Here is a 17148-nt window from a genome sequence, read left to right as displayed (position 1 = left end):
AGGTAGGCGGCAAATGAATGAGTCACAAGGAGCATACATCAGTATGTGACTTGGGATCATGAGTGAAGCCAACACCCCTACAACTTGAAGTATGACGGGTATGAACACAGAATTGACGAAAGGCCTCACCATCTTGATGGCAATCGCAACGGGACTAGTCGTTGCGAGTAACTACTATGCACAACCGCTATTAGAAACCATTGCTACACAATTTAATTTAACGACCAATATGGCAGGATTTATCGTCACTGCTGCGCAATTGGGCTATGCTGCGGGTTTGTTTTTTTTAGTGCCTTTGGGCGATCTATTTGAGCGCAAACGCCTTATTTTAATCATGACTTCACTCTCTGCGATCGGCTTACTTATTACAGCGCTTTCTAGTCATGTCTGGCAGATTTTATTAGGGACTGCATTAACTGGATTATTTTCTGTTGTTGCTCAAATTTTGATCCCTATGGCGGCGTCAATCGCGAAGCCAAGCCAACGAGGTAAAGCCGTTGGTATCATCATGAGTGGGTTATTGCTAGGAATATTATTGGCAAGAACCGTATCTGGAGCTGTTGCAACTGTCGGTGGTTGGCGTGCTATTTACTTTGTTGCTTTTGGATTATTGATGATCTTAATGATAGTTCTTGCAGTCAAACTACCTCGATATCACCAAAAAACTGACCTTAATTATTTCCAATTAATTGGTTCTATTGGCCGTTTATTTTGCAGCACTCCTGTTCTGGTTACACGAGGTCTACTTGGTACCCTTTCTTTTGCTAATTTCGGCCTATTGTGGACTGCAATGGCATTTTTACTTGCTAGTCCACCCTTTAATTATTCTGAAGGCACAATCGGCCTTTTCGGATTAGTTGGTGCTGCCGGCGCATTAATGGCATCACAAGCAGGTCATTTAGTCGATAAAGGTAAAGGAAAATGGCTCACAACCCTTGGACTTACTTTATTATTACTTTCTTGGATACCTATCGCTTTCGCAAAATACTCTCTTGTCGCTTTCATTATTGGTGTTTTAGTCCTCGACCTTGCGGTACAAGCTGTTCATGTCACCAACCAAAGTACTTTGTACCGTATTTTGCCTGACGCACGTAATCGCCTCACCGCTGGCTATATGACAAGCTATTTTATTGGCGGTGCACTCGGTTCACTATTGTCTGGCTATGCCTATGAACATGGTGGCTGGGAAGGTGTTGCCATTGCAGGTATTATTTTAACGCTCATTAGTTTAGTAGTTTGGGCAATCGGTATCCGATTTGATCCAACCATATCCCCCTCAGATGAAACCTAAATTACTGTATTCAGATCAGGTCATCGCATCTATCGATAGGATGCTATGACCTAACTTCACACATAAAAAATCATAATATATTACTACTTAATCTCATACTTAAATTCAGCTTAAAACTATTTTTTTCATGATTTGAGAACTCAATTAATGATAAATAATTATGTAGTGTTATAGTTTCGCTAGCAAAATTTAACAAATGACACAGTTAAACAAAAGATATGCCTTAATAAGACGCTATAATTATTACTTACTGACCTTATTGTTTCGATGAAAAACAATAAATACTCAAGTTAAATCTACGTATTTTCGCTTAATTTATAGTAAATGCCATCTGCATTGTAATGCTTAAGTAACAAAAAAAGTGGTATTAAGTTAATGCAATGTGATTATATATTGTTTTATATGATTTTATTTGATATGTAAATTCTGACTATTTCATCAGTTTTTAACGCTATATGTGTGAAAAAAACAGTTTATTTTAATTACGCTATACTGAAACGCGTAATTTACATTCACAATATTTATGAATGATGTATCATTATCAAAATAAAATTGATGATATCAATTAAGTATAATTGCTAATTTTATCTTTTAATATACCATTTATATGGTTGATGACAGTTGTAATCTTACCAACTGAAACTAATAAGGTATCCAAATAATGGAAAGTTCATTTACACCGACTGAATCGCTATTAAACGCTCGTGTTGAACAACAAAAGTTACTCAACAAAGAAATTCCAGATAATGAAATTTTATTAACTCGTCTTAGTATGCATGTTCATGGCAAGCTACTTGATTCTCGTAATAACATGTTAAGATCTCAAGGTATCAATGAAACACTATTTATGGCTTTAATGATCCTTGATACTAAAGATACTGGCAGTATTCAACCGTCAGAGCTTAGTGCGGCTCTCGGTTCTTCTCGCACCAATGCAACACGGATTGCTGATGAATTAGAAAAGCATGGATGGATAGAACGCAAAGAAAGCCATAACGATAGACGCTGCCTGCATCTTCATCTGACTGAGAAAGGTTCTGAATTTTTAAATGGATTATTACCTCCTCAGCATGAAGCATTAATTGAAATTTGGTCAGTATTAGATGTAGATGAAAAACAACAACTTAGTAAATTAATGCGCAAGTTGCTTAACAAGCTCGATAACATAAAAAATTAATTCGACGATTAACCATTCATTTTATATGGTTAATGTATTTGAGCCTAATCTAGGCTCAATAACAAAAAAAGACTGTTCAGTGCCTAATATTTCATTATTCTTCTACCTTATGCTTTACGTTACCCCATCAAGTAAAAACATAATTTGTAGTCTCAGTTTCCAGTAGTTAATCACTAACTGCTGGAAACGTTTGTGATCCTTATCCATACATGGAGAATTACCAGAATGAGCGTCCGCGAGGAAATGCCAGAAACGCAACAGCCACAACGGAATAAAAAAAGGCAACGCAGAAATGCACTAGTATTCTTAACATTTATTTTTATTGCCATTGGGATTGGCTGGTCTGCTTACTGGTATTTAGTTCTTCGTCACCATGAGTCTACCGACAATGCTTACGTTGCCGGAAACCAAGTTCAAATCCAATCTCAGGTATCAGGTAGTGTAATGACGGTTAATGTTGATAACACTGACTTTGTCAAAAGTGGCACAATATTAGTTGAGCTTGACCCAAGAGATGCAGAAATTGCATTAGATAAAGCAAAGACTGAGCTGGCGAATAGTGTACGCCAAACACGTCAAAACATGATTAATAGCAGACAATATCAAGCTAATATTGATGTGAAACGCTCTGAACTTAGTCGATTACAAAACGATTTAAAACGTCGTGAAGTACTTGGGAATAGTAATCTTATCGGTAAAGAAGAACTACAACACGCGAGAGATTCTGTTATTAGTGCTAAAGCTGCCCTTGATGTTGCTATTGAACAATTCAATGCAAATCAAGCTATTGTGCTTAATACAGCAATAGAAAAACAACCCGCAGTCGAACAAGCCGCTACCCAAGTAAGAAATAGCTGGTTAACCCTACAACGGACTAAAATTGTCAGCCCTGTTGATGGTTATGTTTCGCGCCGCAGCGTGCAAGTAGGTTCACAAATCACCCTTGCAACGCCATTAATGGCCATCGTCCCCTCTAATGGAATGTGGATTGACGCAAATTTCAAAGAAACACAGCTTGCAGATATGCGCATTGGCCAACCTGCCAAAGTAACCACTGATTTTTATGGTAAAGATATCGTTTTTAATGGTGTGGTTGTAGGATTAGACATGGGAACTGGTAGTGCTTTCTCTCTACTTCCGGCTCAAAATGCAAGTGGCAACTGGATAAAAGTTGTTCAACGCTTGCCAGTGCGTATTGCACTAGATGAAAAACAACTTGAAAACTACCCACTACGTATTGGTCTTTCAACAGAAGTTTCTGTCGATACCTTAAATAAAGATGGCAAAGTGCTTTCAAAAGGTATGCGTGATACACCCGCTTACCACACATCTGCTTTAGCAATTGATATGTCTCCTGCGAACAAAATAGTTACTGAGATAATTAATAATAACTATGGCAACAAATAAGCAAAGAGGCCAATGTGACTAATGCACCGCTAACAGGATCGAAACTTGCATGGATGACAGTTGCGCTTTCACTCGCAACATTCATGCAAGTACTTGATTCAACAATAGCTAACGTTGCTATTCCAACCATATCTGGGAACTTGGGTGCATCGAATACGCAAGGCATATGGGTTATTACCTCATTTGGTGTAGCGAATGCGATATCGATACCGATAACGGGATGGCTCGCCCGTAGGATCGGAGAAGTCAGATTATTTTTATGGTCAACGGGTTTATTTGCACTAACATCATGGCTATGCGGGATCTCCGGTAGCCTAGAAATGTTAATTTTATTCCGTGTATTACAAGGATTAGTTGCAGGTCCTTTGATCCCATTGTCTCAAAGCTTATTACTCAATAATTATCCACCAGCAAAACGGAATATGGCACTTGCACTTTGGTCAATGACCATTGTTGTCGCCCCGATTTGTGGCCCTATTTTAGGTGGATATATTAGTGATAACTACCATTGGGGATGGATATTCTTTATTAATGTTCCTTTTAGTGTTGCTATTATTTTTGCCATTATGAAAACACTCAAAGGCCGTGAAACCAATATATCTATCAGACCCATTGATACTATTGGCCTCGTTCTACTGGTCGTAGGTATTGGCGCGCTACAGATCATGCTTGACCAAGGCAAAGAGCTCGATTGGTTTAACTCAACTGAAATTATTGTACTAACAATTGTTGCTGTTATAGCTATTGCATTCTTAATTGTATGGGAGCTTACAGATGAGCACCCCGTTATTGACCTCTCACTATTTAAAGAACGAAATTTCACCATAGGCTGCTTATCACTCAGTCTTGCATATCTGCTTTATTTTGGAACCATTGTCCTACTGCCACAATTATTGCAGCAAGTCTTTGGTTATACGGCAACTTGGGCAGGACTCGCTTCCGCACCTATCGGTTTATTACCGTTATTAATTACACCGATTATTGGTCGATTCGGCAATCGTATTGATATGCGTTATTTAGTGACATTTAGCTTTATTGTCTATGCTATTTGTTATTATTGGCGTGCATATACTTTTGAACCTGGAATGAGTTTTGCGGCAGCAGCTTGGCCTCAATTTGTTCAAGGCTTGGCGATTGCTTGCTTCTTTATGCCATTAACCACCATTACTTTATCTGGATTACCTCCAGAAAGAATGGCGTCAGCCTCCAGTTTATCTAACTTTGTTCGAACGTTAGCTGGGGCAATAGGAACATCTATCACCACAACTTTATGGACACAACGTGAGGCAATGCACCACGAAAACTTAACTGAATTTGTCAATCCATTTAATCCAAATGCTCAGCACATGTACAACGAACTGGCACAGGTCGGTATGAATGAGCAACAAAGTGCCGCTTATATAGCAAAAAGTATTACAGATCAGGGATTAATCATATCAGCCAATGAAATATTTTGGTTATCCGCAGGCGTTTTCATCTTATTAATGGTGCTTGTTTGGTTTGCGAAGCCACCTTTTGGGGCTGGCTCAAAAGACGGCGGCGGAGGCCATTAGTTAATCAAATGAAATGACCCTATAAAACCGATAATCGATGATATAGGGTCACATTTTTAATCACTAATAAAACTAAAGTATGAGTTTAATCTAAATTAAAAATTAATTTTCAGTGTTGCATTAATACCACTAGAACTGACATCACTATTATATTGGCCTTGGTAAGAAACACCAAAAGTCGTTGATTTATTTAATTGCGCATCAACACCGAAACCTACGCCAAATAAATTATCCAATTTTCCGCCTCTCAAGGTTGCTTCACCTGAATTAGAAAGGAACAATTTAGCCTCAGGGCGATTATCACCAAAAATATGGCTAGCAGAAACATCCCCTTTTAATGCCATATTAATATTGCCTGCTGTAAATGGATAACCACCACGTAAACCAACTGTACCAACCTGAATATCTTGAGAGTCCGTTTTGCTAGTGAACTGCATATTCCCCACTTGCTCATGAATATTATCTGTTGATACTCGTAACCAATTGAATCCAGTATATGGTTCAATTGAATACTTATCGGTATTAAATTGTGTGTAAGCGCCTTCTAAGAATAACTGCGTAATTTTAGCATCATAACTGACAGAATTATTCCCCGAAGCTTGTCCTACCCATAATGTACGTTTAGCATCACGGTCTTGATTAGTATGAGTGATACCATAATTTAAAGAAGCAACATCATAAATATTGGATACACCGTATAAACCGATGTGAATATCGTTACTGTCTATTTTACCCTGTTCATTCGCTTTATATTTGGTTGAACCTGCACCAAAGAATAACCCAGCTTTAGTCTGTGAAGTCACATCAATTTCTGCGCCGACGAGTCCAGCATAGAAATCCACATCCATGTTACTATTACCATAATCTGCATTACCCCATTGACCGATACCTGTCATCCAAATACGGGCCTGACTATTTTCTAGCGCTGCGTAACGACCATGGCCAATACCAATTGCTTGATCTTTTACTGTTCGAGTTAACCCCAATACATTAACTACACTTGCATTATTCGCATTTAAATACATATCATTACCGAGTGATTGATAAGTACGACTCAAGTCGCTTTTATTCATTGGTAATACTGCATTAAATAATTCGCCACTTCCTTTATTATCTATCGCATTAGCAATAGCACGGCCATTTTCATTATTCGCAAATGTAGATAACGAGGTATCTGCTTTCTTACTTATAGTGCCTTTAATTGTATTATCTTTAACCGAAACATTTTTATCGAATAACGCATAATCATTATTTGTTTCTAGATTATTATCAGTTGCAGCCATTTTCATTTTAATACGGTTATCAACTAAATTATCCGCATTAACGATACCTGTCGCAACATTGTTATTCAAATAAACATCGCGTAGTTGGCCGACATTATCAGCGCCAACATCTAATGCAGCACCGTTATTTAATGACACATCACCGACATTAACATTATGTCCTGCCATTACTAAAAAAGTGCCTTTATCGTTAATATTAATATTGGCTTTATGACTTTCATTAGATGCTAGCTGGCCTTTTTGTGTAAATACATCATTATAACGATCGATAATACCGAATTTACCACCATTCACATTCACCGCTTCCAAACCAAAAGATTCAGTGAAACCATATAAAGTGCCTTGTTCAACCGTTGTACCACCACGATAAGTATTATCACCCGTCATGACTAATGTACCTTGGCCTTTTTTCACCAATGTACCATCATATAAGCCTGCATCTAATTTAGCTTGAATGGCATCCGCACGTTTTTGGTAATACTCTTGGCGCCATTTTTGTGCATCTTCTTTACTGACAATATGAGAAGTCGGATCTGAATTACCATCGTTAATAATAAAATCATCACCTAAGCTGTAATCGCCGCCAGCAGCGATGCCCTTATCTTTATAAGCCGCTAACCATGCAGTATCTTCTTGTTTACGTAAATCTAGCGCAGTTTGAGAAATATCATTAGTCCAAACATCTAACGGGACGGCATCAAGCTGATATTCAAATTTCCCTAAAAATTGGCCAGGCCCATACATCCCTTTCTCTAAATCGGGTGTTCCCCAGCCATAGCGAATGTCAGGTGTCCCTTCTGCTGATGTCCAACTATCATATAAAGAACCATCTGGGTTATAGCGGTTCGCCGTTGTAAACATCAAGTCACGCACTTGCATTGCATTCATGGCTTGATAGCGAGACATCAGAACACCCATAGCACCAGTAACGTGCGGCGCGGCCATTGAGGTACCACTAAAAGTATCCCAACCTGGGTTTCCTTCTTCATCAACAACGGTAGAGTAAATATTCCGACCCGGAGCAACAACCGTCCACCATTTTGCATTACCTGCTTCATTAAATACTTTTTCTAATTGATAGCCTGATTTATCCGCAGTTTGTTTAAGTCCCGCCACTGCAATCCAATGGTTTTCAGCCTCTGGATTAAAATAAGGATATAAAGGACGATAATATGGGTTAGCAAAATCACGGTTACCTGTTGTGAAAACTTGAACCACATTCGTCCCTTTCACTGCATCAAAAGCTGCATCGACAAATGAAGGCTTGTCACCATAAACTTTTTTGAAATAAAAATATTCATATTCTGTTTGTGCCGTCGTATCCACAGGCATATGTACGGTGGTATTACCGCCATCAGGACCTTTAGTTGGAATAGTATTAATAATGCGAGGGTTAGTCCCCCAGCTGTTATTAATTACCTGAGCACCAGCATCAACCATCGCTTTCCAACCCGTATAAAAGTATTGATAATCCTGATACGGGCCATAGTTATTACTGTCTGTTGCACCGGTATTACCTAGATAAATATCAGATCCCCAAGCAACCCCGTGCATACCGTCACCATCACGATTAGCGCCGACAGTACCCGTTACATGCGTGCCATGAGTGTCATTAACACCTTTTATCCAATTACCATCAACATCAAAAAGCTGGCCTTTTTCATAATGCCCACCCATTTCTTGGGGATAGCGCATACCCGTTGTGCCATATTCTCCTTTTGCCTTAACTGCATGAAAACGGGAACCACTCAGCTCCTGATGAGATAACAAAGCTCCTGAATCCATTACACCGATTTTTGCACCTTGCCCATGATAACCAAGGGCATAAGCACTAGATACATTCATGGCAGAAAGTCCCCAGTCTTTCTGATATTCTTGGCTTTCCCAACTTTGTTTATCACCAAGTTGCCCCATTTCTGAATAAGAAATGGCATATCCAGAAAAAAGTAATGCAGAAGCAACAACAGAAAGTTGAAATCTATGTTTATTGATAACATATTTATTTATAGAGTGATTATTTTTTGAACTACAACGTAAATTCGACGCTATCTCTTTGTTCATTCCAATACCTTAGTTATATTTAAATTAATAACATTAATTAAGAATCAAAAAATAAAATCATGGAGATAATCTATTTTTTATAAAAATAAATATTTGAACAGCATCCCAAAAACATTATTTCAAAATGAAAATTAAGATAAATTAACTACTCACAGGCAATTAACTAGATAAATCTAACGATACAAGATCAAAGTAAGCTACTTTATAAACACTCAACACTATGTTTATCTTGCTTTTCGATACAATTATTCAAATTTTAAACATATTAAATAAGAAGGAGACATACTAAGAAACAATCGCTACAAACTAATTAACAAAAAAACATCAGCATTTAGTAAAATAAAGATAAAACCTTACTTTAAATAATTAAGGCTTTTCATCAATAACTAGAGCATTATTTTTAGTCACCACACACTTATTTATAGGTGACTGTTCTATAATAGAAGTACAATAAATTAAAAAAGAAATAGCCGAGGTCAGTACAGGGATTAATAATAAAAAAACCATACATTAATTAGCTGATTTAGCTTTTCATGTATGGTTTATCGAAGTTGATAATTTTATATTTGCTTACTTGGTTTTATTTTGCTGCCACCATTGAGCTAGCATAACACCCGTCGCAACAGAAACGTTGAGACTTTCAACTTTACCTGTACCGCCAATATACACGCTCATATCACCTTCATCCCATGCGCTATCACTTAGGCCATCGCTTTCTTGACCTAACACAAGCACCATTTTGGCCGGTAACTGTGCTTTCGCAATGTCTTGGCTACCTTTATGGCTTGAAGTGGTTACGATGGTGTAACCTGCATCACGGAACTTAGTTAATGTTGAAGTAAAACCATCCGCATCAATCGCCTTAATATGTTCAGCGCCACCTTCAGCAGTACGGATCGCAGCACCAGACTCCAACATGCCCGCATCCTGTAAAATCACACCCTGCACACCAAAATGTGCACAACTACGCATGATCCCGCCAAGGTTATGTGGATTTCCCACATCTTCCAGTGCTAATACGCAATCTTTGTCAGTTGCTTCTTGCAAATAGGTCTCGACATCCATACCGCCGCGTTTTTTAATAATAAAACAAACGCCACCATGATGCTCTGTACCTGATGCTTTTTCTAACTCTTCATCATCAACCACATGATATGCTTTACGATTTGCAGCCATCCACTTCAACGCATCACGAAAACGCGGAGTGACAGACTTCAAAAACCATGCACGAACAATCGCATCTGGACGGTTTTTAAACATCGCTTGGCAAGCGTTCTCACCGTAAATGCGCGTTTCTTCCTGACGTTGTTTACGTAATTGTTCCGGATCAATCAGGCTTTTACCTGAAATGCCACCGTGGTCATTAATTAACTCTTCACTATCTGGTCGAGAAATTGTACGCCACGGGGAACGTTCGCGAGGAGCGCTATCTCTATCGCTATCTGAACGTCCTGAGCGGCCTGAACGTTCGTTACGCCCACCGCTTCTATTATCAGAGCCTCTTCTATCGCCACGGTCATCACGGCCACCACGACGCTTATTATCATTTTGGCGCTTATCGCTACCTTTATTGTCATCCTGCCCTTCACTGCGGACATACATCACTTTTACTTTGCCGTTTTTACCGCTAAAATCATTCGAGTCGTTCATCACTATCCCCTACTGAGCTTTGGCGCGAAGATTACATGATGTTTCAAGACTGCGCCACCAATTCACACGATTATCTCACTATAAAGGCTATTATCTCACCGAAAAGATATTGAATATACTTCTATCGTATACAAAGCGTTTTACGTACAATACACGCCTTGTTTTATAGCGACTCACATACCTTACTCCCATGACTCAAAATGCAGTTTATCACTTACGTCAAAAACGTCTTGCCCTTTCAACTAAACCTTTCAAGGCTAGGGGTTGCCGGGTAAAGCGCTGCCAATATTGCTTATTACCTATTCGACAATGTTTTTGCGCACAAACAGTACCAATGAATGCAAAAAGCCAATTTTGCCTCATTATGTTTGATGGAGAAGTATTTAAGCCCAGTAATACAGGTAAACTTATCGCCGATATTTTACCGAATACACTTGCATTTCAATGGTCACGAACAGATCCTGACACACAGTTATTGTCTATTTTACAAGATACAACAAGACAGCCTTACCTTATATTTCCCGAAAGCTATGCTCAAAGTCAGCGTATTGTCGTCAATCAACCCAATATTTCAAACAAACCCGCGCTATTTATTTTATTAGACGGTACTTGGCCTGAGGCCAGTAAAATGTTTAGAAAAAGTCCTTACTTAGATAATATTCCCCTATTATCCATCAATACCAAAGCAAGAACCGATTATCTACTGCGAACGCCTTCAAGAGAAGAGCAGCATTGCACCGCTGAAATTGCGGCAACTGTACTTGAACTTGCCGGGGATATGGATGCATCTAAACAACTATTTACTCACTTCAACTTATTTAGACATAAGTATCTTGAAGGAAAACCATCTCACCCTATTGCACAGCAAATTTTAGCTAAAACGACCCAATAATTATTCCATAACAATTTAACCTTTCGATAATATCCTTTTGGATCAGCCTTCATTTCTTTAGTGAGGTCAAAAGTGATAAATTTCAGATAACCTTCATCATAAAACGTGAACATGCTTATATAATTCAGTTAAAGTCACAGTCTAAACTAGCGTAATGTAAAAGATGAGGCATATTATTGATACAAAATGTCGTTAGATCGATATCGTATCAATAAAGATATTCATTGAGCGAGCCCCCGCTCATCAAAGCAAAAGGTTATCTGCCATGGGTTTAGTGAGTCAGTTAGAATCTTTGTTCAGACCAAAATCAATCGTTGTTATTGGTGCCTCTGAAAACCCTAATCGTGCAGGCTCAGTTATGATGAGAAACCTGTTAGGTAGTGGCTTCAAAGGCCCGATTCTTCCCGTAAATCCAAGCAGAAATTCAGTTCTTGGCGTTCTAGCTTATCCTTCGATTGATAAACTCCCACTAAAACCCGACCTCGCGGTTATTTGCACCCATTACTCAAGAAATATAGATTGTTTACGTCAGCTAGGTGAAGCGGGCTGTAATGTCGTTATTATTCTTTCTTCACCCTCAATTCAATTCAATGAACTAAAAAAAATTGCTCAACAATACCAAATTAGGTTACTTGGCCCAAATAGCCTCGGTTTTCTAGCGCCATGGCAGGGGTTAAATGCCAGTTTCTCACCAATACCGATTCTAAAAGGTAAACTTGCATTTATTTCTCAATCAGCAGCGGTTTCTAATACGGTTCTTGATTGGGCAAGGCATCGTGATATTGGTTTTTCATATTTTATTGCTTTAGGCGATAGTATCGACATTGATATCGATGATTTACTTGATTATCTCGCTCGCGACAGTAAAACCAGTGCTATTTTGCTCTACCTTGAAAATATAAGTGACGCTCGGCGCTTTCTATCATCATCACGCAGCGCCTCACGTAATAAACCAATATTAGTAGTCAAAAGTGGTAGAACCCGAAAAGCACAAGAGTTACTTGGCGAAAAACCAAGTCTTGATGCCGCCTATGACGCAGCAATTCAACGGGCAGGATTACTGCGAGTACAAGATACCCATGAAATGTTTTCTGCCGTAGAAACTCTCAGCTATATGACACCACTCAGAGGTGAGCGATTATCTATCATGAGTAACGGCTCAGCACCTGCGGCAATGGCACTAGATGAACTTCTGCAACGTAATGGAAAATTAGCTAAACTCAGCCCTGAAACTGAAAATGAGCTCAGTGCTTTATTACCTCTAGATTTATCAACGCACAATCCTATTGATCTCGGAGATGATTCGACGGTTGAGAGGTACATCAGTGTCTTGAATAAAATGCTTGATAGTCATGACCATGATGCGCTACTCCTCATACATACCCCAAGCGCAATTACTGAAAGTAAAGTCATGGCTGAAAAAATAATAAAAGCCATAAAACAGCATCCTAGAGGTAAATGGCTAACGATTTTAACTAACTGGTGCGGTGAATATTCATCCCAAGAATCGCGACGCTTATTTAGTGAAGCAGGTATTCCAACCTATCGAACCCCAGAAGGTGCTATCACCGCTTATATGCATATGGTGGAATATCGTCGTAACCAAAAACAACTCAAAGAAACACCTGCGCTGCCTATTGGTATTACAGCCAATACTCAACAAGCTCATGAGTATATTCAGCAAGCCTTGCAAAATAATAATTTGCATTTAGATACTCATGAAGTTCAACCCATTTTGAAAGCTTATGGCCTAAATAGCCTACCCACTTGGATTGCTCACTCTAGCCAAGAAGCCATTGATATTGCGGAAAAAATAGGTTATCCCGTCGCATTAAAATTACGCTCTCCTGATATTATGCATAAATCAGAAGTTCAAGGCGTTATGCTATATCTACGTAATGCAAAAGAGGTCGAAGAAGCCGCTAAAGCAATAATCGAACGTGTTTCTGTTAATTATCCAAATGCACGAATTGAAGGATTATTAGTTCAAAGCATGGCCAACCGAGCGGGTGCTCAAGAACTAAGGATTGCAGTTGAATTAGATCCTGTTTTCGGTCCATTAATCATGTTAGGCGAAGGTGGTATCGAGTGGCAACAAGAAAGCCAAGCTGCTGTAGCTTTACCTCCATTAAATCTAGCCTTAGCCAGATATCTCGTGATAAATGCGATTAAAGGCTATAAAATCAAAGCTCGAAGTGCGCTCGAACCACTAAACATTCCAGGTCTAGCCAGTTTATTAGTACGTGTATCCAACCTTATTATCGACTGCCCTAATATATCTCGTTTAGATATACACCCGTTACTCGCCGCTGGGGACGAGTTCACTTTACTCGATGTGTCAATGACATTAAGCGAAACGAGTGGCACAGCAACATCCCGATTAGCCATTCGCCCCTATCCAAGTGAGTTAGAAGAAACAATCCAATTAAAAGATGACTTAACCTGCCTGCTACGTCCAATTCTTCCTGAAGATGAGCCACTTTTAAAATCATTTATTGAACGCGTCACAAAGGAAGATCTGTATTACCGATATTTCAGTGAAATTAGCGAATTTACCCATGACGATCTCGCTAATATGACACAAATCGATTATGACCGTGAAATGGCATTTGTTGCTGTTAAAAATCAAAATACGATACCTGAAATTATTGGTGTGACACGAGCAATGGCCGATCCTGACAATCAAGAGGCTGAATTTGCGGTTCTCGTCAGATCAGATATGAAAGGGCAAACATTAGGTTATCAGCTAATGCAAAAGCTATTAAATTACACTCGCGCTCATGGTATTAAAAAACTGACAGCAATTACCATGCCTGAGAATCGTAATATGATAAGTTTAGCTAAAAAACTAGGATTTAATATTGAGGTTCAATTTGAAGATGGCATTGTTAACCTTACACTCCATCTTTAAAAATGCATTAGGGTAAATTTGTATATTGATTAAACAGGTATTCAATTTATTCCTAACGACTTGGCTAAATATGCTATCATCCGTAGATCATTCGCTAAAATATTTGTGCAAAGCGATTTGCTATTGGACTAATAAGAGAAAATTCAAACTGTGATGTTGTCAAAATTAAAACAAGCAAAACATCAACAATATTTGGCAAATTTACCTAAATTGTCTCAATCCATTGCTGATGTTAGAACGCTATATAAAACAGAAGATTTTCGTGATGCTCTGCTTGAGCTAATCTCTCAAGCACAAAAAACCATCTACATTACGGCTCTGTATTTAGAAAAAGATGATGCAGGTAAAGACATACTTCATGCTTTATATGCAGCTAAGCAAGCTAATCCATCCCTAGAGATTAAAATCCTAGTTGATTGGCACCGCGCTCAACGTGGTCGAATTGGTGCTGCGGCAAATTTAACCAATGCTGACTGGTATTATGAAGTTGCGCAAAGCTACCCTAGTGTAGAGATTCCTATTTTTGGTATTCCGGTAAATACTCGTGAAGCATTAGGTGTTCTCCATCTTAAAGGTTTTTTGTTTGACGATACTCTGCTCTACAGCGGCGCAAGTATTAATGATGTATATCTGCATCGTCATGAAAAATACCGCTATGACAGATACCAGATTATCAAAAATGGCCAATTAACAGCTACGATGAAGCAATATATTGACAACACGCTGTTAGAATCAAATGCCATTCACTTACTAAATACGGCTACACGACCGAAAACTGCAGAATTTAAGCATTTAATTAAACAATTCCGCCTATCATTAAAAGATGAGTCTTACCAATTTCTAGGTGATGCATCTAATGATGAATTTGCAGTAACTCCATTTGTCGGACTTGGTAAAAAGAATGATTTAAATCGCGTGATAACCCATTTAATGAGTTCAACGACCAATAAACTGACTATTTGCACACCTTATTTTAATCTTCCCGCGGTACTTGTTAGAATTATAAGTCGGTTACTACGTGAAGGTAAGCAAGTAGAAATTATTATTGGGGATAAAACGGCCAATGACTTTTATATCCCGCCAGAAGAACCATTTAAAATAATTGGTGCGCTACCTTATCTGTATGAAATAAATTTACGTAAATTTATCAGTCGATTACAGCGTTTTGTTGACTCAAAACAGCTCACAGTAAGACTATGGAAAGATAGCGATAATACCTACCACCTCAAGGGTATGTGGGTCGATGATAGCTGGCAATTGATCACCGGTAATAATCTAAATCCTCGAGCATGGGGCTTAGATCTTGAAAATGCAATCCTACTACATGACCCCAAACAAGAGCTACAAGAACAACGTAGCCATGAATTGGAATGTATTCGTACTCATACCAAAGTTGTTGGTCATTACCGTGAGCTAGACAATATTCAAAGCTATCCAGTCAAAGTGAAAAAACTTATTCGTCGATTACGAAGAATACGTGTTGACCGTCTCATAAGCCGTATTTTATAAATTAACGCCAAAACGTCACTTCTGTGGCGTTTTCCCCCTAATTCACGACAAGTTAGTGATACCAAAATGCTAATTAACCGCTCAAGTCCTTTAATTATGTTCTCTTTCATTCTTGTGCTCACGGGGTGTACTGGATTTCATTGGTCAAATGATAATTGGACCGGTAAAGATAAAGCACAACATTTTGCTTTTTCTACAGCCATGGCCGCTGCTGGTAATGCATATGCAGATAGGCAAAACATGTCACATAGAGATGCAGCGCAATTCGGTATCTTATTTTCTTTATCATTAGGAGCAGCAAAAGAATTTTATGATAGTCGGCCAGAAGGAACAGGTTGGAGTTGGCACGACTTTGCCTACGATGTTGCAGGCTCTATAGCAGGTTATAGCTTATATCAGTCCTTTAAATAAAAATGACACTAAAAATAGTGTTAATTATATTTAATACCTCACTACTCATTATGTAGTTAAATTTTCCGAAATAAATACTTCAAGCTCACCCTCATTTCAATACTATTTAATGTAACCTTAAATAAACTTAAAAATAGCGCCTAACATACTAAATAAGTGTTATCACTCACGGCCTTACATTCTATACAACCATTCGCTAAATTAATTTACAGCCCAAAAAAGCTTAATACAGCCTAAAATAAGACTAACAATAACACCGTGCCACAACAAAAGTGAGCTGTTACTCACTACTTTATATTCCGCACAATCATTCATATAACTAATTTAATTGCATATCTAACACAACAGCATACAATCTAAAAAAAAATTAATAATAACGTCGTACCACAGTATAAGTGAGCTGTTACTCACTACTTTATATTCCGTACAATCATTCATAGAACTAATTTAATTGCATATCTAACACGATTTAATACAATCTAAAACAAGACAAATAATAACGTTGTACCACAACAAAAGTGAGCTGTTACTCACTACTTTATATTTCGTACAATCATTCGTAGAACTAATTTAATTGCATATCTAACACAACAGCATACAATCTAAAAAAAAATTAATAATAACGTCGTACCACAGTATAAGTGAGCTGTTACTCACTACTTTATATTTCGCACAATCATTCATAGAACTAATTACACAACTGAATATAATCTAATACAACACTAATAAAATGTGCTTTGCTTACTATCTTTAGATTGGATAAGATCATTTACTATATTAACTAAGCCGAGTTTTTATTTAAATAGTTAAATAAGAAATTAACTATTCCATTCTAATAACCTAAGTGAATAAGATGGAATTAGCTGAAAAGGAATAATTTATAGAATTACAATGATGATTATTGATAGATATAAAAAAACCCCGTAATTTTCATTACGGGGTTTCTTATAAGTGGCGGAACGGACGGGACTCGAACCCGCGACCCCCTGCGTGACAGGCAGGT

10 protein-coding genes are annotated in these 17148 nt (G+C 38.2%); 8 read left to right on the top strand and 2 right to left on the bottom strand.

The window, feature by feature from the left end; translation table 11 throughout:
- Positions 1–91 precede the first annotated feature (91 nt).
- The 4 genes from ACTH6U_RS16775 to emrB all read left to right on the top strand — a co-directional run bounded on the left by ACTH6U_RS16775 (position 92) and on the right by emrB (position 5428).
- Positions 92–1291: an MFS transporter gene (locus ACTH6U_RS16775; RefSeq protein ID WP_441832684.1), complete on the top strand. Its 1200-nt coding sequence runs from the start codon at positions 92–94 to the stop codon at positions 1289–1291.
- A 661-nt stretch (positions 1292–1952) separates the two neighbouring features.
- Entirely contained in the window at positions 1953–2468 is a 516-nt protein-coding gene (gene mprA, locus ACTH6U_RS16770; protein ID WP_294105055.1) for a transcriptional repressor MprA, read from the top strand.
- Between the two features lie 225 nt (positions 2469–2693).
- Entirely contained in the window at positions 2694–3875 is a 1182-nt protein-coding gene (gene emrA, locus ACTH6U_RS16765) for a multidrug efflux MFS transporter periplasmic adaptor subunit EmrA (RefSeq protein WP_294105057.1), read from the top strand.
- A 14-nt stretch (positions 3876–3889) separates the two neighbouring features.
- A complete protein-coding gene (gene emrB / locus ACTH6U_RS16760) occupies positions 3890–5428 on the top strand; it encodes a multidrug efflux MFS transporter permease subunit EmrB (RefSeq protein WP_294105061.1) in 1539 nt (512 codons plus the stop codon).
- A gap of 95 nt (positions 5429–5523) precedes the next feature.
- Here emrB and pta read toward each other — a convergent pair whose 3' ends face one another.
- On the bottom strand, positions 5524–8772 hold the full coding sequence (gene pta, locus ACTH6U_RS16755; protein WP_441832683.1) for an autotransporter Pta: 3249 nt from the start codon (positions 8770–8772) through the stop codon (positions 5524–5526).
- 570 nt (positions 8773–9342) lie between these two features.
- Positions 9343–10422 (bottom strand): tRNA/rRNA methyltransferase, encoded by a 1080-nt coding sequence (locus ACTH6U_RS16750; protein WP_294105064.1) that lies wholly within the window; start codon positions 10420–10422, stop codon positions 9343–9345.
- Between the two features lie 190 nt (positions 10423–10612).
- Here ACTH6U_RS16750 and ACTH6U_RS16745 point away from each other — a divergent pair, with 190 nt between their 5' ends.
- The 4 genes from ACTH6U_RS16745 (at position 10613) to ACTH6U_RS16730 (ending at position 16145) form a co-directional block, all read left to right on the top strand.
- On the top strand, positions 10613–11314 hold the full coding sequence (locus tag ACTH6U_RS16745) for a tRNA-uridine aminocarboxypropyltransferase (RefSeq protein WP_434720999.1): 702 nt from the start codon (positions 10613–10615) through the stop codon (positions 11312–11314).
- A 265-nt stretch (positions 11315–11579) separates the two neighbouring features.
- Positions 11580–14225: a bifunctional acetate--CoA ligase family protein/GNAT family N-acetyltransferase gene (locus tag ACTH6U_RS16740; RefSeq protein ID WP_434721000.1), complete on the top strand. Its 2646-nt coding sequence runs from the start codon at positions 11580–11582 to the stop codon at positions 14223–14225.
- A 153-nt stretch (positions 14226–14378) separates the two neighbouring features.
- The gene (pssA, locus tag ACTH6U_RS16735) at positions 14379–15734 is read left to right on the top strand and encodes a CDP-diacylglycerol--serine O-phosphatidyltransferase (protein ID WP_294105070.1); all 1356 of its coding nucleotides are present in this window, start codon (positions 14379–14381) and stop codon (positions 15732–15734) included.
- A 66-nt stretch (positions 15735–15800) separates the two neighbouring features.
- Entirely contained in the window at positions 15801–16145 is a 345-nt protein-coding gene (locus tag ACTH6U_RS16730; protein ID WP_294105072.1) for a YfiM family lipoprotein, read from the top strand.
- Positions 16146–17148 lie beyond the last annotated feature (1003 nt).

It is taken from the genome of Providencia sp. (assembly GCF_052096715.1).
Taxonomy (GTDB): Bacteria; Pseudomonadota; Gammaproteobacteria; order Enterobacterales; family Enterobacteriaceae; genus Providencia.
Note: the sequence above shows the minus strand (reverse complement) of the source record. Positions and strands in the feature narration are given on the sequence as shown.

What these genes read in the sequence shown, in the direction of transcription:
- ACTH6U_RS16775 (WP_441832684.1), top strand. Translation starts at nt 92, where the DNA reads ATGACGGGTATGAACACAGAATTGACGAAAGGCCTCACCATCTTGATG.
- mprA (WP_294105055.1), top strand. Translation starts at nt 1,953, where the DNA reads ATGGAAAGTTCATTTACACCGACTGAATCGCTATTAAACGCTCGTGTT.
- emrA (WP_294105057.1), top strand. Translation starts at nt 2,694, where the DNA reads ATGAGCGTCCGCGAGGAAATGCCAGAAACGCAACAGCCACAACGGAAT.
- pta (WP_441832683.1), bottom strand. Translation starts at nt 8,772, where the DNA reads ATGAACAAAGAGATAGCGTCGAATTTACGTTGTAGTTCAAAAAATAAT.
- ACTH6U_RS16750 (WP_294105064.1), bottom strand. Translation starts at nt 10,422, where the DNA reads ATGAACGACTCGAATGATTTTAGCGGTAAAAACGGCAAAGTAAAAGTG.
- ACTH6U_RS16745 (WP_434720999.1), top strand. Translation starts at nt 10,613, where the DNA reads ATGACTCAAAATGCAGTTTATCACTTACGTCAAAAACGTCTTGCCCTT.
- ACTH6U_RS16740 (WP_434721000.1), top strand. Translation starts at nt 11,580, where the DNA reads ATGGGTTTAGTGAGTCAGTTAGAATCTTTGTTCAGACCAAAATCAATC.
- pssA (WP_294105070.1), top strand. Translation starts at nt 14,379, where the DNA reads ATGTTGTCAAAATTAAAACAAGCAAAACATCAACAATATTTGGCAAAT.
- ACTH6U_RS16730 (WP_294105072.1), top strand. Translation starts at nt 15,801, where the DNA reads ATGCTAATTAACCGCTCAAGTCCTTTAATTATGTTCTCTTTCATTCTT.